Source organism: Streptomyces sp. NPDC049970, from assembly GCF_040660235.1.
GTDB lineage: Bacteria > Actinomycetota > Actinomycetes > Streptomycetales > Streptomycetaceae > Streptomyces.
The window spans coordinates 133,633-152,233 of record NZ_JBFALP010000002.1 but is presented as its reverse complement, the minus strand read 5'-3'; the positions used below and the strand labels follow the sequence as shown (position 1 = coordinate 152,233).

At 68.4% G+C, this 18,601-nt stretch carries 21 protein-coding genes, 1 tRNA gene and 1 riboswitch; of the genes, 9 read left to right on the top strand and 13 right to left on the bottom strand.

Annotation, left to right across the window (positions count from 1 at the left end; all coding sequences use genetic code 11):
* The first annotated feature begins 108 nt into the window (after positions 1 to 108).
* Positions 109 to 2,556, top strand: coding sequence for a transglycosylase domain-containing protein (locus AB0I83_RS04045; RefSeq protein ID WP_363303509.1), 2,448 nt, complete (start codon positions 109 to 111; stop codon positions 2,554 to 2,556).
* A gap of 19 nt (positions 2,557 to 2,575) precedes the next feature.
* On the opposite strand, the gene AB0I83_RS04040 is transcribed toward AB0I83_RS04045, so the two are convergent.
* The 3 genes from AB0I83_RS04040 to AB0I83_RS04030 form a co-directional block, all read right to left on the bottom strand.
* On the bottom strand, positions 2,576 to 2,896 hold the full coding sequence (locus tag AB0I83_RS04040) for a multidrug efflux SMR transporter (RefSeq protein WP_356535681.1): 321 nt from the start codon (positions 2,894 to 2,896) through the stop codon (positions 2,576 to 2,578).
* 36 nt (positions 2,897 to 2,932) lie between these two features.
* Positions 2,933 to 3,000, bottom strand: a riboswitch (guanidine-III (ykkC-III) riboswitch).
* 54 nt (positions 3,001 to 3,054) lie between these two features.
* Positions 3,055 to 3,390 (bottom strand): co-chaperone GroES, encoded by a 336-nt coding sequence (locus AB0I83_RS04035; RefSeq protein ID WP_051834804.1) that lies wholly within the window; start codon positions 3,388 to 3,390, stop codon positions 3,055 to 3,057.
* A gap of 173 nt (positions 3,391 to 3,563) precedes the next feature.
* On the bottom strand, positions 3,564 to 3,884 hold the full coding sequence (locus AB0I83_RS04030) for a DUF3618 domain-containing protein (protein WP_356535682.1): 321 nt from the start codon (positions 3,882 to 3,884) through the stop codon (positions 3,564 to 3,566).
* Between the two features lie 129 nt (positions 3,885 to 4,013).
* Between AB0I83_RS04030 and bcp the strand changes: the two genes are divergently transcribed.
* From bcp to AB0I83_RS04005, 5 genes are all read left to right on the top strand, one after another.
* On the top strand, positions 4,014 to 4,481 hold the full coding sequence (gene bcp, locus AB0I83_RS04025; RefSeq protein ID WP_356535683.1) for a thioredoxin-dependent thiol peroxidase: 468 nt from the start codon (positions 4,014 to 4,016) through the stop codon (positions 4,479 to 4,481).
* Positions 4,482 to 4,609: 128 nt separating this feature from the next.
* Positions 4,610 to 6,106, top strand: coding sequence for a glycine betaine/L-proline transporter ProP (gene proP, locus AB0I83_RS04020; protein WP_356535684.1), 1,497 nt, complete (start codon positions 4,610 to 4,612; stop codon positions 6,104 to 6,106).
* Between the two features lie 152 nt (positions 6,107 to 6,258).
* Positions 6,259 to 6,885 (top strand): HNH endonuclease, encoded by a 627-nt coding sequence (locus AB0I83_RS04015; protein WP_363303508.1) that lies wholly within the window; start codon positions 6,259 to 6,261, stop codon positions 6,883 to 6,885.
* Positions 6,882 to 7,727, top strand: a complete 846-nt coding sequence (locus AB0I83_RS04010; protein WP_363303507.1) for an HNH endonuclease — start codon at positions 6,882 to 6,884, stop codon at positions 7,725 to 7,727. Before AB0I83_RS04015 ends, AB0I83_RS04010 begins: the two co-directional genes overlap by 4 nt.
* Positions 7,728 to 7,735: 8 nt before the next feature.
* A tRNA-Leu gene (locus tag AB0I83_RS04005) sits at positions 7,736 to 7,810 on the top strand.
* 53 nt (positions 7,811 to 7,863) lie between these two features.
* Here AB0I83_RS04005 and rdgB read toward each other — a convergent pair.
* From rdgB to AB0I83_RS03985, 4 genes are all read right to left on the bottom strand, one after another.
* On the bottom strand, positions 7,864 to 8,466 hold the full coding sequence (gene rdgB / locus AB0I83_RS04000; RefSeq protein ID WP_356535685.1) for an RdgB/HAM1 family non-canonical purine NTP pyrophosphatase: 603 nt from the start codon (positions 8,464 to 8,466) through the stop codon (positions 7,864 to 7,866).
* A 21-nt stretch (positions 8,467 to 8,487) separates the two neighbouring features.
* A complete protein-coding gene (locus AB0I83_RS03995; RefSeq protein WP_356535686.1) occupies positions 8,488 to 8,877 on the bottom strand; it encodes a hypothetical protein in 390 nt (129 codons plus the stop codon).
* Between the two features lie 100 nt (positions 8,878 to 8,977).
* Positions 8,978 to 9,715: a ribonuclease PH gene (gene rph / locus AB0I83_RS03990; protein WP_363303506.1), complete on the bottom strand. Its 738-nt coding sequence runs from the start codon at positions 9,713 to 9,715 to the stop codon at positions 8,978 to 8,980.
* A 199-nt stretch (positions 9,716 to 9,914) separates the two neighbouring features.
* Positions 9,915 to 10,187: a PTS glucose/sucrose transporter subunit IIB gene (locus tag AB0I83_RS03985; RefSeq protein ID WP_356535688.1), complete on the bottom strand. Its 273-nt coding sequence runs from the start codon at positions 10,185 to 10,187 to the stop codon at positions 9,915 to 9,917.
* A 182-nt stretch (positions 10,188 to 10,369) separates the two neighbouring features.
* Here AB0I83_RS03985 and AB0I83_RS03980 point away from each other — a divergent pair, with 182 nt between their 5' ends.
* Both AB0I83_RS03980 and AB0I83_RS03975 read left to right on the top strand, forming a co-directional pair.
* Positions 10,370 to 11,629, top strand: a complete 1,260-nt coding sequence (locus AB0I83_RS03980) for a PTS transporter subunit EIIC (RefSeq protein WP_363303505.1) — start codon at positions 10,370 to 10,372, stop codon at positions 11,627 to 11,629.
* Positions 11,630 to 11,871: 242 nt separating this feature from the next.
* On the top strand, positions 11,872 to 13,173 hold the full coding sequence (locus AB0I83_RS03975) for a PTS transporter subunit EIIC (protein WP_356535690.1): 1,302 nt from the start codon (positions 11,872 to 11,874) through the stop codon (positions 13,171 to 13,173).
* Between the two features lie 73 nt (positions 13,174 to 13,246).
* On the opposite strand, the gene AB0I83_RS03970 is transcribed toward AB0I83_RS03975, so the two are convergent.
* Entirely contained in the window at positions 13,247 to 13,999 is a 753-nt protein-coding gene (locus tag AB0I83_RS03970; protein ID WP_356533971.1) for an MBL fold metallo-hydrolase, read from the bottom strand.
* Between the two features lie 173 nt (positions 14,000 to 14,172).
* Between AB0I83_RS03970 and AB0I83_RS03965 the strand changes: the two genes are divergently transcribed.
* The gene (locus AB0I83_RS03965) at positions 14,173 to 14,646 is read left to right on the top strand and encodes a type II toxin-antitoxin system PemK/MazF family toxin (protein ID WP_356533973.1); all 474 of its coding nucleotides are present in this window, start codon (positions 14,173 to 14,175) and stop codon (positions 14,644 to 14,646) included.
* Positions 14,647 to 14,756: 110 nt separating this feature from the next.
* Here the strand turns inward: AB0I83_RS03965 and AB0I83_RS03960 are convergent, their stop codons facing one another.
* The 5 genes from AB0I83_RS03960 to AB0I83_RS03940 form a co-directional block, all read right to left on the bottom strand.
* Entirely contained in the window at positions 14,757 to 15,707 is a 951-nt protein-coding gene (locus tag AB0I83_RS03960; RefSeq protein ID WP_356533975.1) for a cysteine synthase, read from the bottom strand.
* Entirely contained in the window at positions 15,707 to 15,985 is a 279-nt protein-coding gene (locus AB0I83_RS03955; protein ID WP_356533976.1) for a MoaD/ThiS family protein, read from the bottom strand. The genes AB0I83_RS03960 and AB0I83_RS03955 overlap by 1 nt, the downstream gene beginning before the upstream one ends.
* 113 nt (positions 15,986 to 16,098) lie before the next feature.
* On the bottom strand, positions 16,099 to 16,212 hold the full coding sequence (locus tag AB0I83_RS03950; protein WP_015577357.1) for a putative leader peptide: 114 nt from the start codon (positions 16,210 to 16,212) through the stop codon (positions 16,099 to 16,101).
* A gap of 157 nt (positions 16,213 to 16,369) precedes the next feature.
* The gene (locus tag AB0I83_RS03945) at positions 16,370 to 16,804 is read right to left on the bottom strand and encodes a M67 family metallopeptidase (RefSeq protein WP_356842278.1); all 435 of its coding nucleotides are present in this window, start codon (positions 16,802 to 16,804) and stop codon (positions 16,370 to 16,372) included.
* Between the two features lie 111 nt (positions 16,805 to 16,915).
* Positions 16,916 to 18,346: an amino acid permease gene (locus AB0I83_RS03940; protein WP_363303504.1), complete on the bottom strand. Its 1,431-nt coding sequence runs from the start codon at positions 18,344 to 18,346 to the stop codon at positions 16,916 to 16,918.
* Positions 18,347 to 18,601: the final 255 nt, after the last annotated feature.

Here is an 18,601-nt window from a genome sequence, read left to right as displayed (position 1 = left end):
CGACCCCTTTTCCCGGAGCGGTCCGAATTTCCTTCGAGGGATCCAAGGGATATCGGTCCGAAAAGTGCACTATGGGAAAATCGTCCGCAGCCGAGGAGCCTCCACGACATGAGCCACGAGCCACCGCAGAACAGCGGAGACCCTGGTCAGCAGAGCTCCGGGGGCTGGACCCCCCGGGACCCCTCGGCCGGGACGCCCACACCACGCACAACACACCCGGACGGCGCGCGAGGCCGCAAGGAGCGCACGAAACGCCCCAAGCGGCCCAAGCGCACCGGCTGGCGGCGCGCCGTACCCACCTGGCGCATGACCCTGGCCGGCCTCCTCCTCCTGGCCCTGCTGCTCGTCGGCGGCTTCACCGCCGGCTACCAGCTCGTCGACATCCCCGCCGCCAACGCCAGCGCCACCGCCCAGTCGAACGTCTACCTCTACGAGGACGGCACCGTCATCGCCCGCGACGGCGAGATCAACCGGGAGAACATCCCGCTGCACCGCATCCCCCGCACCATCCGGCGCACCGTACTCGCCGCCGAGGACCGGGACTTCTACTCCGAGGACGCCATCGACATCAAGGCCACCTTCCGCGCCGGCTGGAACACCGTCACCGGCAAGGGCAGACAGGGCGGCTCCACGATCACCCAGCAGTACGTCAAGAACTACTACCTCGGCCAGGAACAGACCCTCGTCCGCAAGGCCAAGGAACTCTTCATCTCCATCAAGCTCGACCGCGAACAGAGCAAGGACGAGATCCTCGAGGGCTACCTCAACACCAGCTACTTCGGCCGCAACGCCTACGGCATCCAGGCCGCCTCCCACGCCTACTACAGCAAGGACGTCGACGACCTCGACGCCGCCGAAGGCGCCTACCTCGCCTCCCTCCTCAACGCCCCCAGCTCCTACGACGTCGTAGCCCACCCGGAGAACAAGGCCGCCGCCCTCGCCCGCTGGAACTACGTACTCGACGGCATGGTCAAGGAGCACTGGCTCACCCCCGCCGACCGTGCCGCCATGAAGTTCCCCGTACCCGGCAAGGCCAAGCCAGCCACCGCGCTCTCCGGCCAGCGCGGCTACATCGTCCAAGCCGTCAACCAGTACCTCGCCGCCAACCGGATCATCGACGAGGACACCCTCGCCACCGGCGGCCACCGCATCACCACCACACTCCAGAAGAAGAAGCAGCACGCCCTCGTCCAAGCCGTCAAGGACAACGTCCTGTCCAGGACCAGCGACGACCGCAAGGCGGACCGCGACGTCCGCGCGGGCGGCGCCTCCGTCGACCCCGCCACCGGACACGTCGTCGCCCTCTACGGCGGCATCGACTACACCAAGCAGTACGTCAACAACGCGACCCGCCGCGACTACCAGGTCGGATCCACCTTCAAGCCCTTCGTGCTCGCCGCCGCCGTGGCCAACGGCTCCACCACCCAGAACGGCCGCGCCATCACCCCCAACACCCGCTACGACGGCACCAACGAACGCACCGTCCAGGGCGCCGCGGGCTCCACCGGCTACGCCCCCGCCAACGAGGACGACGTCGACTACGGCTCGATCACCGTCCGCGAAGCCACCGACAAGTCCGTCAACGCCGTCTACGCGCAGATGGCCCAGGACGTCGGGCCCCAGGAGGTCAAGGACACCGCGATCGCCCTCGGTATCCCCCGGACCACCCCCGACCTCACGGCCTCCCCCTCCATCGCGCTCGGCCCCGCCACCGCCAGCGTCGTCGACATGGCATCCGCCTACGCCACCCTCGCCGACCACGGAAAGCAGCGCGCCCACACCCTCGTCGCGAAGATCACCAAGAACGGCAGCGCACTCCCCCTCCCCGCCAGGAACACCCGGCGAGCCGTCAGCCGCGAAGCCGCCGACACCACCACCTCCGTCCTGCGCAGCGTCGTCGACGGCGGCACCGGAACCGCAGCCCAGGGCGCGGGCCGCCCCGCCGCAGGCAAGACGGGCACCGCCGAGGAGGACAAGGCCGCCTGGTTCGCCGGCTACACACCCGACCTCGCCACCGTCATCGCCGTCATGGGCCAGGACCCCGACACCGGCATCCAGAAACCGCTGTACGGCGCCCTCGGCCTGGCCCGCATGAACGGCGGCGGCGCACCCGCCCAGACCTGGGCCGCCTACACCCGGGCCGCCCTGGAGGACAGCGAGGCCCAGGACTTCGAGCTGGAGGCCGAGGAAGGCCCCGAAGAGCCCGACCCGGACGAGAGCGCGGAAGCGGAAGAGCATGACGAGGACACCGGCGCCACCGGCGACACCGGCGACACAGAGGAAACCCCGAGCCCCGGCGAATCACGCGAGGAACGGGACGACACCCGCACCGCCGAACCCTCCGGCACCAGCCCCGACACCTCCCGCGCCCCGCAGGCACCCCGCACCGCCACCCCCGCCGACGCCACCACCCGGAACCCCGGACGGGACTCCACGGGAAGAGAGCCCCGAGACCGGGAGAACAGCGGACAGGATTCGGAAGACGGCCGCCCCGCCGAGGACCGGAACGGAAACGCCAGGCCCGTGGAGCGCCGAACGGGCACCACGGGCCCCTGAGAGGCTGCCCACCGAACGGTCAGTGCCCGGAAGTCGCCTTCAGCCCCACCACAGCGACGAGCAGCAGGCAGACGAAGAAGATACGGGCGGCGGTCACCGGCTCGTGCAGCACGACCATGCCGAGCACCGCCGCACCCGCGGCACCGATGCCGACCCACACCCCGTACGCCGTACCGATCGGCAGCGTCTTCGCCGCCTGCGACAGCAACAGCATGCTGGCCACGATCCCCAGACCCGTGAACACACTCGGCCACAGCCTGGTGAAACCCTCGGTGTACTTCATCCCGATCGACCAGCCCACTTCCAGCAGACCGGCGACAACCAGCAGAACCCAGGCCATGACGGCACCTCCACGACGAAACACGCGAACAACACGGGTGCGTCGTCTTTGCGGAAACCCGGTACGGCGCATCTCGTCGGGGTCCCACCACCCTAGCAAAAAACAGCCAAAAGGCCTGGTGACAACCGCCACCAGGCCCGCACACCACACACAGCGTCCTACAGGTAGAGCCCCGTCGAATCCACCGATCCCTCGAACCGGTCCGCCGCCACCGCGTGCAGATCCCGCTCCCGCATCAGCACGTACGCCACACCCCGCACCTCGACCTCCGCACGGTCCTCCGGGTCGTACAGCACCCGGTCCCCCGGCTCGACGGTCCGCACGTTCTGACCCACCGCGACCACCGCGGCCCAGGCCAGACGCCGGCCGACCGCCGCCGTCGCCGGAATCAGGATCCCGCCACCGGAACGCCGCTCGCCCTCCGGCGAATCCGACCGGACCAGCACCCGGTCGTGCAGCATCCGGATCGGCAGCTTGTCGTCGGTGGTGCTCATGCCGTTGTCGCTCACCCGCAGAAACCTACCTGCCCCGAACCGCACCACACGCCCCAGGGCCCACCGGGAAAGCACCCCCGGCGCCCCAGCGGCACGTGGGCATCAGGCCCCGGCGCTCCTCCGGAGCACCGGCACCCGGCCTCGCGCACCCCTCGGCACGCAGGTGCCCGCCCTCAGCGCTTCCGGCGCGTCGTCGACACCGTCAGCAGCGCCACCGCGCCGGCCACCAGCAGCGCCGCCGGAATCACCCGCTCCAGCCGCGGCGAACCGTCCTCCGACACGAACTGCGCCTTCACGTCGGAAACCGAACGGTTCACAGCGACGAAGGCACGCCCGGCAGTCCGGTCGACCGTCGACGCAACCTTCGCCTTCGCGTCACCCATGATCGTCTTCGGGTGCACCCGCACCCCGATCTCGTCCAGCACCACCGCAAGCTGCTGACGCCTGCTGATGATGTCCGCCTCGATCTGCGCAGGGGTCCTCGTATCCGACACTGCGCCGCCTCCGTGCTCGTCGTCCGGTAAACCTTCATCGACAGTCTGTCAGCTCGGCCGCCCCCACACCCGGCGGCACCCCCTATTACGCTCGGTGCCACACAGCCCGCGTGCCACTCGAGGAGAACCATGAGCGAGCGACTGCAGACCGGCGACACCGCCCCCGCCTTCACCCTTCCGGACGCCGACGGCAAGGAGGTCTCGCTCGCGGACCACAAGGGCCGCAAGGTCATCGTCTACTTCTACCCCGCGGCGCTTACCCCCGGCTGCACGAAGCAGGCGTGCGACTTCACCGACAACCTGGAGCTCCTCACCGCCGCCGGGTACGACGTCATCGGCGTGTCACCGGACGGGCCGGAGAAGCTCGCCAAGTTCCGCGACAAGGAGAACCTCCAGGTCACACTGGTCGGCGACCCCTCGAAGAAGACCCTGGAGGCCTACGGCGCGTACGGCGAGAAGAAGCTCTACGGCAAAGTGGTGACGGGCGTCATCCGCTCCACGATCGTGGTCGACGAAGAGGGCAAGGTGGAGAAGGCCCTCTACAACGTCAAGGCGACCGGACACGTAGCCAAGATCATCAAGGACCTCGGGATCTGACCCCGGTCCGGGCGATCCCTGGCGAAGATCGTGTGACCGAGATCGCAAATTGCCGTGGATTCGGTTTGCGACCGCCATGACTGCGCAGAAGCCTTTCTTGGAACACCGTTCGACGAAAGGAACCGGCCATGGCGGCCTCCGACCCCCACCAGGCGGCCGACCCTGATGCGGTCAAGCGGCATCCGGCGCTCTTCCGAGCCATCCGGAAACGCCAGAACCCCCGGCTCCGTCGGACGGACATCACCGTCACCGACGACCAGGCGGTCAAGCGCGCGGTGAAGGCGGCGTCGCTCGGTAACGCCATGGAGTGGTTCGACTTCGGCATCTACTCCTACCTGGCCGTCACCATCGGACACGTCTTCTTCCCGTCCGGGAACGACACCACCCAGCTCCTCTCGTCGTTCGCCACCTTCGCCGTGGCCTTCCTCGTCAGGCCGCTCGGCGGAATGTTCTTCGGCCCCATGGGCGACAAGATCGGCCGCAAGAAGGTCCTGGCCCTCACCATGATCCTCATGGCGATCGGCACCTTCGCGATCGGCCTCATCCCCTCCCACGACACCATCGGCGTCTGGGCAGCGGTCCTGCTGATCTTCTTCCGTATGCTCCAGGGCTTCTCCACCGGCGGCGAGTACGGCGGCGCCTCGACGTTCATCGCCGAATACGCCCCCGACAAGCGCCGCGGCTTCTTCGGCAGCTTCCTGGAGTTCGGCACCCTCGCCGGATACGTCGGCGCCGCAGGCCTCGTGACCCTCCTGTACGCCCTCCTGGACACCGGCCAGATGGAGAGCTGGGGCTGGCGCATCCCGTTCCTCGTCGCCGGCCCCCTGGGCCTCGTAGGCCTCTACCTGCGACTCCGCCTCGACGAGACCCCGGCCTTCCAGAAGCTGGAGGGCGGCACCGCCCACGCCTCGGAGGCCGCCGACCACGTCGAGTCCACCGCCAAGGGCGACCTCGCCAAGATCTTCCGCCAGTACTGGCCGACGCTGATCCTCTGCATCGCGCTCGTCGGCGCGTACAACATCGCCGACTACATGCTCCTGTCGTACATGCCGACGTACCTCTCGGACGAGCTCGGCTACAGCGAGACCCACGGGCTGCTCATCCTGCTCGGCGTCATGGTCGTCCTCATGCTGATCATCAGCCAGTTCGGCAAGCTCTCGGACCGCTTCGGCCGCAAGCCGCTCCTGATGACCGGCATGCTCGGCTTCCTGTTCCTCTCGCTGCCGTCGTTCCTCCTGATCCGCCAGGGCAGCATCCCCGCGATCACCATCGGCATGCTGATGATGGGCCTCTCCCTGGTCTGCCTGCTGGGCACCATGTCCGCGGCGCTCCCGGCACTGTTCCCGACCAACGTCCGCTACGGCTCCCTGTCGGTCGGCTACAACATCTCGGCCTCCATCTTCGGCGGCACGACACCGCTGGTGATCACCGCCCTGATCAGCTGGACCGGCTCGAACCTCATGCCGGCGTACTACGCGATGGCCGCGGCCCTGGTCGGCGTGATCGCGGTGGCCTGCATGAAGGAGACCGCCAACCAGCCCCTGGCCGGCTCCCCGCCCTCGGTGGAGACGGCGGAGGAGGCGGCGGAACTGGTCCAGGCGCAGAGCCCGGAACCGAAGTTCTGACGCACGCACGGCTCCTGCCGGAAGGGCCTGTACCGCTTCCATGAAGCGGTACAGGCCCTTCCGCATCTCATCGCATTACGGACGTGACCATCCGATTAGCGGTTCGTTACTCCGTACGAGGCCGCGAACGCGCGGCCGGACACGGAGGGGGCATGCCGGCTCGGTACACCCGTGAGCTGCTCGAAGAGGCAGCTCACAGAACGACCAACTGCAACGACGCGGTGCGGTGGTGCGGGGGCACACCGACTCCAGGGAGCAGGCGCTACCTGAGAGCCAGAATGTCCGAGGCGGAGATCGACATCTCGCACTTCGCCGATACCAGAGTGCGCCATACAGACGAGTTGCTACGCGAACTGGTCTCCCGCTCCAACAGTGTGGCGGAAGTTGTGCGACGACTGGGTATCAACCCGGTGGGCGGCAACCAAGCGCACATCGGACGCCGGATCGCAAAACTCGGCGTCGACACGTCGCACTTTCTGCGCGCTCCCCGAGGTCGACCAAAGGGCACCTTGGGTAGCCCACTGGCTCTACGCACCCCCTCGGACGGCAGGATTCCCGGCGAACGGCTGCACCGGTCACTGCTCCAAGCGGGCGTCGCCGAGTCGTGTGCCATGTGCGGCAACGGCGCCGAATGGAACGGCAAGCCGCTACGGCTTGAGGTCGACCATGCAAACGGCGAGTGGTGGGACAACCGCCCAGCAAACCTACGCCTACTGTGCCCAAACTGTCATGCAGTTACGGACACTTATCGTGGTCGCAATCGACGAAGGCCCACATGAGCAATCAGAGAAAATACCCCCGCGACCTGTTGACCCGGACCGCAGCCGCTTCCTCCAGCCTCGTCGACCTGCTTGACCGATTGGGCGCGCCCCTGGGCAGCAGGCCCCTCCGCTACATGCGCGACCGCCTGAAGCACTACGGCATCGACACTTCCCACTTTGTTGACAACCCCCTACCAGAACGCACGAAGCGGTCCTACACAAGGGAGCTTCTCGCGACGGCCGCCGCCCATTCGCACAGCATCCGGGAAATACTGGAGTACATGGGCGTCCCACCCAGCGACGGACCCTACGGCTACATCAGGAAGCAGCTCGACCGATTTGGAATCGACACCTCCCACTTCACCAGCGGCCGCAGATACGACCGACCTCTCGCTCCCTACCGCGAACTGGCCTCCGCCGTCGCTAATTCCAAGAGCATGGCCGGGGCTCTGCAGTTTCTCGGCCATGCAGACAACGGCGCAGTGCGAGCTCGCCTGAAACGGAGCCTGAATGCGTACGGCCTCTCCACCGCTCACTTCACGGGGCAAGGCCACGCCCTGGGCACCATCTCTCCTCACCGCAAGGCCGCATCCGAGATCCTTCAGCTCCTGGACTCCGGCTCCGTACGAACCCGGACCACACTCCTGCGCCGCGCACTCGATGACATCGGGGTCCCGCACATGTGTTCTGCCTGCGGCATCGGCGATACCTGGCAAGGCAGGCGCCTCGTGCTTGAGATAGACCACGTCAGCGGTGATCACCTGGACAATCGGCGCGAAAACCTCCGCTACCTCTGTCCGTCCTGTCACAGCCAGACCGAAGCCTTCTCCAAGCGGCGAAGGCTCACCCAGTACAGTTAGCGACACGCGGGCCCGTACCCCAGCAGGCTAGAGGGCGCCGGCTTAGAACCGGTGTGTCGTGGGTTCAAATCCCACCGGGCCCACAGTTCAGATGGGGTCGTTTCCTTCATTTCAAAGGTAGCGACCCCATCCTCGGTCAGCCCACCAGCTCCCGCACCACCGGTACCAGCGCCCGGAACGCCTTGCCCCGGTGGCTGATCGCGTTCTTCTCCGCCGGGGTGAGTTCCGCACAGGTGCGCGTCTCGTCGTCCGGCTGGAGGATCGGGTCGTAGCCGAAGCCGTGCGTACCGGCCGGGGTGTGCCGCAGGGTGCCGTTCAGGCGGCCCTCGACCACGCGTTCCGTGCCGTCGGGCAGGGCCAGCGCCGCGGCGCACGCGAAGTAGGCCCCGCGGTGGGGGGCGTCGATGTCGGAGAGCTGGGCCAGGAGTAGGCGCAGGTTGGCCCGGTCGTCGCCGTGGGTGCCCGCCCAGCGGGCGGAGAAGATGCCGGGCGCACCGCCGAGCACGTCGACACAGAGGCCGGAGTCGTCGGCGACGGCCGGGTGGCCGGTGGCGCGGGCCAGGGCGTGGGCCTTGAGGAGGGCGTTCTCGGCGAAGGTGACGCCGGTTTCCTTGACGTCGGGGATGTCCGGGTACGCGTCCGCGCCGACGAGGTCGTGGGTCAGACCCGCGTCGGCGAGGATCGCGTGGAGTTCGGTGATTTTCCCGGCGTTGCGGGTGGCGAGGATCAGGCGCGTCATGCGTCGATTATCGCCGCCTGTTCACGGGGTGCAGACCTTGCCGATCTCGGTGGCCGCGTCCGTGACGGGGGTGATGTCGGGGGTGGCGTCGCCCTTGTCGATGGAGTCGCGGACGTTGGTCACGCCGGCCTGGAGGTCGTCGACGGCCTTGCTCAGGTCCGCGTTGTCCGTGGTGTCGCCGAGGTCCTTGAGTTCTTTGTCGATCTGGTCCAGGGCTTCGGACGCCTGGGTCGGGTCGTCGGAGGCGCTGGAGACGGCCTGCTGGAGGTTGTTGACGCTGGTGGCGATGGCGTCGGCGGTGCGTACGCAGTCGAGGGCCTTGTCGACGGCTCCGCAGCCGACCGCGGCTGTGAGCGTGAGCAGGGTGGCCGTGACGGCGAGTGCGGTGCGGTGGTGGCGGCGCGAGGCCATGGTGCGTCCCTCCCCGGAGCGGATACGTGGACGGACGCACGGTTCGACCCGTGCGCCCGTATCCCTTACGACGCTGTGCGCTGCGTACTTGGTTGCTTCTTTACTCGCCGAGTGTGCGGGCGAGCGCCTCTTCCTGGAGCTTGGCCAGGTCGGTGCAGCCGGCGGTGGCGAGGTCGAGGATGGCGTTGAGTTCGGCGCGGTCGAAGGGCTCGGCCTCCGCGGTGCCCTGGATCTCGACGAAGCGGCCGTCGCCGGTGCAGACGACGTTCATGTCGGTGTCGGCGCGGACGTCCTCCTCGTAGCAGAGGTCGAGGAGGGGGATGCCGTCGACGATGCCGACGCTGATCGCGGCGACGGTGCCGGTGAGGGGCTTGCGGCCGTGCTTGATGATCTTCTTGCCCTGGGCCCAGGTGATGGCGTCGGCGAGGGCGACGTAGGCGCCGGTGATGGCGGCGGTGCGGGTGCCGCCGTCGGCCTGGAGGACGTCGCAATCGAGGACGACGGTGTTCTCGCCGAGGGCCTTGTAGTCGATCACGGCGCGCAGGGAGCGGCCGATGAGGCGGCTGATCTCGTGGGTGCGGCCGCCGATCTTGCCGCGTACGGATTCGCGGTCGCCGCGGGTGTTGGTGGAGCGGGGGAGCATGGAGTACTCGGCGGTGACCCAGCCTTCACCGCTGCCCTTGCGCCAGCGGGGGACGCCTTCGGTGACGGTGGCGGTGCAGAAGACCTTGGTGTCGCCGAAGGAGATGAGTACGGAGCCTTCGGCGTGCTTGCTCCATCCGCGTTCGATGGTGACGGGGCGGAGTTGTTCGGGGGTGCGGCCGTCGATACGAGACATGGCGCCGAGTTTATCGGCTGGGCGGTCGGGTCCGTTCGGGTGCACACAGGCCCCGCTCCGGGCCGGTCGGGGACGGAGTGGGGCCTGCGTGCGGTACGCGGGTGGGCCGACCGGGCCTTTCGTCCGAGGCCGGGCCGGGTCGAGCCGAACGGTGCCGGATCGGGCCGGGGCGTGGAACGAGAGGCCGTGGGTCAGTCGGTCACATCATGTCTTCGATGTCGGCGGCGATGGGGTCGGCGTCGGTGCCGATGACGACCTGGATCGCGGTGCCCATCTTGACGACGCCGTGGGCTCCGGCGGCCTTGAGCGCGGCTTCGTCGACCTTGCTGGCGTCGTGGACCTCGGTGCGGAGGCGGGTGATGCAGCCTTCGATCTCGTCGATGTTCTCGATACCGCCGAGCCCGGCGACGATCTTCTCAGCCTTGCTGGCCATGTCCTTCTCCCTGGTCTGTGCGTGCGTGGGGCGGCCCACCGTGGGTCGATTTCGTCACGGTAACGCACGGTTGGCCCAACTTCGCGGGCGGGTAACCGCACCGTCCCCAATGATGACGATCACCGGCACCCCGCCTTCCGGCGGGGCTCCGCACCGTACCGCAACTGGTCTACACCAGTTTGCAACGACCCCCAGACCAGGCCTGTTCCGGGAGGATGCCGATGAGTTCGAGCGCGGCGGCCGCACCACAGCGCAAGTGGTGGAACGGACCGGTCCAGGGCTTGCAGAAGGTGGGCCGCAGCCTGCAACTGCCGGTGGCCGTACTGCCGGCGGCGGGACTCCTCGTCAGCCTCGGCAACCTCTTCGACTCCTCGCTGCACGGCGCCTTCTGGGACAAGTTCGCGAAGGTGCTCCTCAACGGGGGCACGGCGATCCTCGACGGCGAGGTCGGCCTGCCGCTGCTCTTCTGCATCGGCGTCGCGATCGGGTTCGCGAAGAGGGCCGACGGCTCGACCGCCCTCGCCGCCGTCGTCGGCTTCCTCGTCTACCGGGGCGTACTGGCGGCCTTCCCCGTCGACGACACGGTGACCAAGGCGACGCCCGACGGGCTGCCGCAGAACCCGGGGGTCCTGGGCGGCATCCTCATCGGCCTGCTGACCGCCGTCGTCTGGCAGCGCTACCACCGCACCAAGCTGGTCGACTGGCTCGGCTTCTTCAACGGCCGCCGGCTGGTCCCGATCCTCATGGCGTTCCTCTGCGTGGTCCTGGGCGTGCTGTTCGGCCTGCTGTGGCAGCCGGTCGGTGACGGACTGACGTGGTTCTCCAAGCAGCTGATCGACCTGGGTGCGTGGGGTGCGGCGATCTTCGGTTTCGCGAACCGCCTGCTGATCCCGATCGGCATGCACCAGTTCCTGAACACGTTCTTCTGGTTCCAGGCGGGCGAGTTCACCGGCGGGGACGGCGGCACCGTCCAGGGCGACATCTCCCGGTTCTTCGCGGGGGACCCGTCGGCGGGCCAGTTCACGTCGGGGTTCTTCCCGATCATGATGTTCGGCCTGCCGGCCGCCGCGCTGGCCATCGCCCACACCGCGCGCCCGGAGCGGCGCAAGGAGGTGTCCGGGCTGATGCTGTCCGTGGCGCTGACGTCGTTCGTGACGGGCGTGACGGAGCCGCTGGAGTTCTCGTTCCTCTTCGTCGCACCCCTGCTGTACGGGGTGCACGCCGTGCTGACCGGCGTGTCGATGGGTGTCACCTGGGCGCTCGGCGTGCACGCGGGGTTCAGCTTCTCGGCCGGGCTGATCGACTACGTCGTCAACTGGCATCTGGACACGAAACCGTGGCTGATCATCCCCATCGGGCTGTGTTTCGCGGTGATCTACTATGTGATCTTCCGGTTCGCGATCACCAAGTTCGACCTCCAGACCCCCGGGCGCGAGCCCGCGGAGGAGGAGAGGAGGACGGAGGAGGACCTCACGAAGTAGAGGCTCCCCCGCTCCCCGAGGCCCCCGGACCCACCGGTCCGGGGGTTTCTCGGCGTCACCGAGGGTGGTGGGTGCACTACGGGGCAAATTGAAGGTTCCTTATCTAACCCTCACCGTGCTAAAACTGGTCTACACCACTGAGTGGTCCAGACCACGCGGCTGTTCTCTCCGCCGCGTTCCTCGAGTCGTCGCCTCCCCGGTAACCCGTCCCCGGCGACGCCTTGCCTTACCGGAGGAAGTTCATGAGTACGGACACCGCTGCCCCGGCGGCTCCCGCGAAGAAGCGGGGTGCCGGCGTATTCCAGGGCCTGCAAAAGGTCGGGCGCAGCCTCCAGCTGCCGATCGCCGTCCTGCCGGCGGCGGGCATCCTGCTGCGCCTCGGCCAGCCGGACGTCTTCGGTCCGGACGGGCTCGGCTGGGACCAGGTCGCCAAGGTCTTCGCGGGTGCGGGCGGCGCGCTGCTCGACGCCTCGTTCGGTCTGCCCCTGCTGTTCTGCATCGGCGTCGCGATCGGGTTCGCGAAGAAGTCCGACGGGTCCACGGCGCTCGCCGCGGTCGTCGGCTTCCTCACGTACTACGCGGTGATCCACCAGTTCCCGATCGAGGTCGAGGGCGGCACCTACATATCCACCGGCCTCTTCGGCGGCGCGTACCAGAAGGGCGAGGAGGTCACGGCCGCCGGGTTCCAGAACCCGGGCGTGCTGGGCGGCATCATCCTGGGCCTGCTGACCGCGGTGCTCTGGCAGAAGTTCCACCGCACGCGGCTGGTCGACTGGCTGGGCTTCTTCAACGGCCGCCGGCTCGTCCCGATCATCATGGCGTTCGTCGGTACGGCGATGGGTGTGCTGGTCGTCCTCGGCTGGGAGCCCATCGGGAACGTCATCACCAGCTTCGGTGAGTGGATCACGGGTCTCGGCGCTGCCGGTGCGGGCCTGTTCGGCCTGATCAACCGCGGTCTTCTGCCGATCGGTATGCACCAGTTCGTCAACACGGTGTCCTGGTTCCAGATCGGTGACTTCACCAAGCCCGACGGGTCGATCGTCCACGGTGACCTGACCCGGTTCTTCGCCGGTGACCCGGATGCCGGACAGTTCATGTCGGGCTTCTTCCCGATCATGATGTTCGGTCTGCCGGCCGCCGCGCTGGCCATCGCCCACACCGCGCGCCCCGAGCGCCGCAAGGCGGTGACCGGCATGATGATGTCGCTCGCCCTCACCTCGTTCGTCACCGGTGTGACCGAGCCGATCGAGTTCGCGTTCATGTTCATCGCACCGCTGCTCTACGTGATCCACGCGGTTCTCACGGCGCTCTCGATGGTCGTCACCTGGGCGCTCGGTGTGCACGCCGGCTTCACGTTCTCGGCCGGGTTCATCGACTACGCGCTCAACTGGAACCTGGCGACGAAGCCATGGCTGATCATCCCGATCGGGCTGGTCTTCGCGGTGATCTACTACGTGGTGTTCCGGTTCGCCATCACGAAGTTCAACCTGACCACCCCGGGCCGTGAGCCCGAGGAGGAGGTCGAGGACCTGACCAAGGCGTAAGCCCTGGCAGTCGTACGACTGGGCCCCCACCTCCCGCGCGGGAGGTGGGGGCCCAGTCGTACGCGGTGAGCCGTCAGACCTCGTACACCGCGCCCGGGGCCGCCAGCTCGACCCGGCCGTCGTAGACCTCGCGGGCGTCGGCGAGGTTGCGTTCGGCGTCCGTCCACGGCGGGATGTGGGTGAGGACGAGGCGTCCCGCTCCGGCGCGTGCGGCGTACTCGCCCGCTTCGCGGCCGTTGAGGTGGAGGTCCGGGATGTCCTCCTTGCCGTGGAGGAACGATGCTTCGCAGAGGAACAGGTCGGCGCCCTCCGCGAGTTCGGCGAGTGCCTCGCAGGTGCCCGTGTCCCCGGAGTACGTCAGGGCGCGGCCCTCGTGCTCGACCCGGATGCCGAAGGTCTCGACGGGGTGGCAGAGCTTCTCCGTGCGGACCGAGAAGGGGCCGATCTCGAACGAGCCGGACTTGAGCGTGTGGAAGTCGAAGACCTCGCTCATCGCGTGGTCGGACGGGGTGTCGGCGTGAGCCGTGGTCAGCCGCCGCTCGGTTCCCTCGGGTCCGTACACGGGGATCGCGGCCGGGCGTCGGCCGCCGAAGGGGTAGTAGCGGACGACGAAGTACGCGCACATGTCGATGCAGTGGTCGGCGTGCAGGTGGCTGAGGAAGATGGCGTCGAGGTCGTAGAGACCTACGTGGCGCTGCAGCTCTCCGAGGGCGCCGTTGCCCATGTCGAGGAGCAGCCGGAAGCCGTCGGCCTCTACGAGGTAGCTCGAGCATGCCGAACCCGCGGACGGGAACGAGCCGGAGCAGCCGACGACGGTGAGCTTCATGAAGCGTGAACCTCCGAGGCGTGGGAACGGGGAGGGTTCGTGCGGTCCGTCGAGCGTAAGGCGCGAAACACCTGGTCGCTCCTCCACGGCCTGCCGTTGTGGGGGAACTCACCTGCACTGTCACCGGTTCGATGGAAGCCGGGGTGTCGTGGGGCGCCCGGTACGGTCGGGTCATGAACTCGTGGTGGTGGGCGGCACTGGCCGTCGTTGTCCTGTTGGCCGTGCTGGCGACGGTGTCCGATGCGCGGGGCCGGGGTGGGCGTGGTCCCCGGCGTCCGGGTGGGCGGACGCGTCCTGCGGGGCGCGCTCCGGTCCGGAAGAAGAAGGGGCGGCCGCACGGTGAGCCGCGGCCCGGGGAGATCTGGTGGGCGGACGTGCCGTACGAGGACGGGCCCGGGTCCAAGGACCGGCCGTGTCTGGTGTTGTCGGTGCGGGGTGGTACCGCGGTCGTCGCGAAGATCACCAGCAAGCACCACGAGGAGCGGCCGGGGGTGATCGCGCTGCCCGCGGGGGCGGTGGGGGACGCGCGGGGCCGGCGCAGTTTCCTGGAGACGGACGAGTTGCGGGATGTGGCGGTGTCGGATTTCCGCCGGAAGGCCGGTGAGGTGGACCCGGGGCTGTGGGACCGGGTGCGCGGGCTGGGGTGAACGCGCGGGAGGCGTGGGGCGGGATGTTCTCCCGCCCCACGCCTCCTGGTTTCCGGGCCGGGGCCGGCCTGGGTTCCGTCACGCGTGCACGTGGTCGCGCGGTCGGGCGGTTACGCCCAGAGCTGGCCGTGCAGGGTCTCGATCGCGGCCTCCGTGGTGGGGGCGGTGTAGACGCCGGTGGAGAGGTACTTCCAGCCGCCGTCGGCGACGACGAAGACGATGTCGGCGGTCTCCCCCGCCTTGACGGCCTTGCGGCCGACGCCGATCGCGGCGTGGAGCGCGGCTCCGGTGGAGACGCCGGCGAAGATGCCCTCCTGCTGGAGGAGTTCGCGGGTGCGGGTGACGGCGTCCGCGGAGCCCACGGAGAAGCGGGTGGTGAGTACGGACGCGTCGTAGAGCTCGGGGACGAAGCCCTCGTCGAGGTTGCGCAGGCCGTAGACGAGGTCGTCGTAGCGTGGTTCGGCGGCGACGATTCTGACGTCCGGCTTGTTCTCCCGGAGGTAGCGGCCGACGCCCATGAGGGTGCCGGTGGTGCCGAGGCCGGCCACGAAGTGGGTGATGGAGGGGAGGTCGGTGAGGATCTCCGGTCCGGTGCCGGCGTAGTGGGCGCCCGCGTTGTCGGCGTTCCCGTACTGGTAGAGCATGACCCAGTCGGGGTGCTCGGCGGAGAGTTCCTTGGCCACGCGTACGGCGGTGTTGGAGCCTCCGGCGGCGGGGGACGAGATGATCTCGGCGCCCCACATGGTGAGCAGGTCGCGCCGTTCCTGCGAGGTGTTCTCGGGCATGACGCACACGATGCGGTAGCCCTTGAGCCTGGCCGCCATGGCGAGCGAGATGCCGGTGTTGCCGCTGGTCGGTTCCAGGATCGTGCAGCCGGGTGTCAGCCGGCCGTCCTTCTCCGCCTGTTCGACCATGTGGAGTGCGGGGCGGTCCTTGATCGAGCCGGTGGGGTTGCGGTCCTCGAGCTTCGCCCAGATCCGGACGTCCTCGGACGGGGACAGCCGTGGGAGGCGGACCAGGGGCGTGTTGCCCACGGCCGCGAGCGGGGAGTCGTACCGCATCAGCGCATGCCGCCGGCGACGGCCGGGAGGATGGTGATGTTGTCGCCGTCGGTGAGCTTGGTGGAGATGCCGTCGAGGAAGCGGACGTCCTCGTCGTTGAGGTAGACGTTGACGAAGCGGCGCAGCTGGTCGCCGTCGACGATGCGCTCACGGATGCCGGTGTGGCGGCTCTCCAGGTCGACGAGGAGGTCTGCGAGGGTCTCCCCGCTGCCTTCGACGGCCTTGGCGCCGTCGGTGTAGGTGCGGAGGATGGTCGGGATGCGGACCTCGATGGCCATGGCGTGGGCTCCTGTCGAAAACGGGGAGGTGGCGTGGGGCGCGCGTTCGTCTGCCCCCGCGCGGGGGTGGTGCGTACGTGATGGCGCTCGGACCGCGGCTCAGGCCGTGCGGTTCACGGGCAGGCTGCGGCGGGACACATCGCGCTGGACAGCCTGCACAGGTCGACGTGCAGGCGCGCGACGAGCAGCATGCCCGGCGTCTTGTCGCTCACGTCATGGGGAACCATGGGCTCATCGTATCGATTCCCCACCCGGAACCCGGAGTGTGATCCCACATCGTGGATGCCGGGCGTTCGCCAGTCGGACACCGGGTTGCGGGGGCGGTCCTTCCGGGTGCCGTGCCGGGCGCCGGGCTGCTGTCCGGGCTGCCGCTCCGCCGCCGTGTCAGACGTCCGCGGGGTGGGCCTCGACGATCTCGACGTCCTCCTCGGTGATCTCGCCGTCCACGATGCGGTACGAGCGGAACTGGAAGGGGCCGGCGTCGTCGGTGTCCGCGGTGGAGACCAGCACGTAGTGGGCGCCGGGCTCGTTGGCGTAGGTGAGGTCGGTGCGGGAGGGGTAGGCCTCGGTGGCGGTGTGGGAGTGGTAGATGATCACCGGCTCCTCGTCGCGGTCGTCCATGTCGCGGTAGAGCTTCAGCAGGTCGCCGGAGTCGAACTCGTAGAACGTGGGTGAGCGCGCGGCGTTCAGCATGGGGACGAAGCGTTCGGGGCGGTCCGTTCCGGCCGGGCCCGCGACCACTCCGCACGCCTCGTCGGGGTGGTCGGCGCGTGCGTGCGCGACGATCTGGTCGTGGAGGGCCTGGGTAAGGGTCAGCATGGGCCCAGAATAGGCGGACGGGCCCCCGCGTACCGAGGAGTGGTACGCGGGGGCCCGTATGCCGGACAGTGCCGTTGGGGCGGCGGTGTCCCGGGGCTGCCGTGGCGCGGGTCAGCGCTTGGCGAAGGCCTTGTTCTCGGGGTTGCGGGCCTTGAGCACCAGGAAGGAGACGCCCAGGATGAGGCCCCACAGCGGTGCGCAGTACAGCGAGATCCTGGCGTCCTTGTCGATGGCCATCATGACGATGACGAGGCCGATGAAGGCGAGGGCGAACCAGCTGCTGTACGGCGCGCCCGGGGCCTTGAAGGAGGACTGCGGCAATTCGCCCCGGTCGGCCTTGGCCCGGTAGCGGATCTGGCAGACGAGGATCATGATCCAGGCCCACATGCCGGAGATGGTCGCGAAGGAGACGACGTAGTTGAACGCGTCGCCCGGCCACTGGTAGTTGATCCAGACGCCGACGAGCATCAGCGCGGCGGAGAAGGTCGTGCCGGCCAGCGGGAGGCCGTTCTTCGTGAGCTTGGTGAAGGCCTTGGGGCCCTGCCCGTTGATCGCGAGGTCACGCAGCATGCGGCCGGTGGAGTACATGCCGGAGTTGCACGAGGAGAGCGCGGCGGTGAGCACGACGAAGTTGACGATGGCGGCTCCGATACCGAGCCCCATCTCCTCGAACGCGGCGACGAACGGTGAGACGCCGGGCTTGAAGCTGCTCCACGGGACCACGGAGAGGATCATGATCAGCGCGCCGACGTAGAAGACGGCGATGCGCCAGGGCACGGTGTTGATGGCCTTGGGCAGGACGGTCTTGGGGTCCTTGGACTCCCCCGCGGTGACGCCGACGAGCTCGACGGCGAGGAAGGCGAACATCACGATCTGGAGGGTCATCAGCGTGCCGCCGATGCCCTGCGGGAAGAAGCCGCCGTCGTTCCACAGGTTGGAGACGGTCGCGGTGTCACCGGCGTCGGAGAAGCCGATCGTGAGGACGCCGGCGCAGATGAGGATCATGCCGAGGATGGCGGTGACCTTGACCATCGAGAACCAGAACTCGAGCTCGCCGAAGAGCTTCACCGAGATCAGGTTGGCGCCGTACAGGATGACCGTGAACACCAGCGCGGACAGCCATTGCGGGATATCCCACCAGTACGTCATATAGGTGGCCGCAGCGGTGACTTCGGTGATTCCGGTGACGACCCAGAACAGCCAGTACGTCCAGCCGGTCACGAATCCGAAGAAGGGGCCCAGGAATTCGCGCGCGTACTCCGAGAAGGAGCCGGACACCGGGCGGTACATGAGGAGTTCGCCCAGGGCGCGCATGATGAAGAAGATGACGAGGCCCGCGATGGCGTACGCCAGGATGAGGCTGGGCCCGGCCCTGTCGATGGCCTTGCCGGCGCCGAGGAAGAGCCCCGTGCCGATGGCTCCGCCGATCGCGATCATCTGGATCTGGCGAGCTCCCAGGCCACGCTGGTAGCCCTCGCCCGCCGGGGCGTCGACGGCCTGCGGGCCGTCCGCCTGTCCGTTGTCGACCTGCGCCGATGTCATGGTGGTGCGCCTTTCTCCACGCCGATCCGCGCCGTCGTCGGCGTCGGATCAGGTCCTGATCCCCCCGGATATGGATGGAGTGCCGCCGGCGTTCGGCCGGCTCGTAGCGCCCCCGGGGACAGGGGTGGCGTCCCCGGGCGGTCGTGAAGATTTATCACGGCCGCCGGGAGGCGTCGACGGACATTATGTGGCGCACGCCACAGGAAAAAGCGGACAAGCGTTTCCAGGCGCTGCAAAGAAGGCCATTCAGGTGAC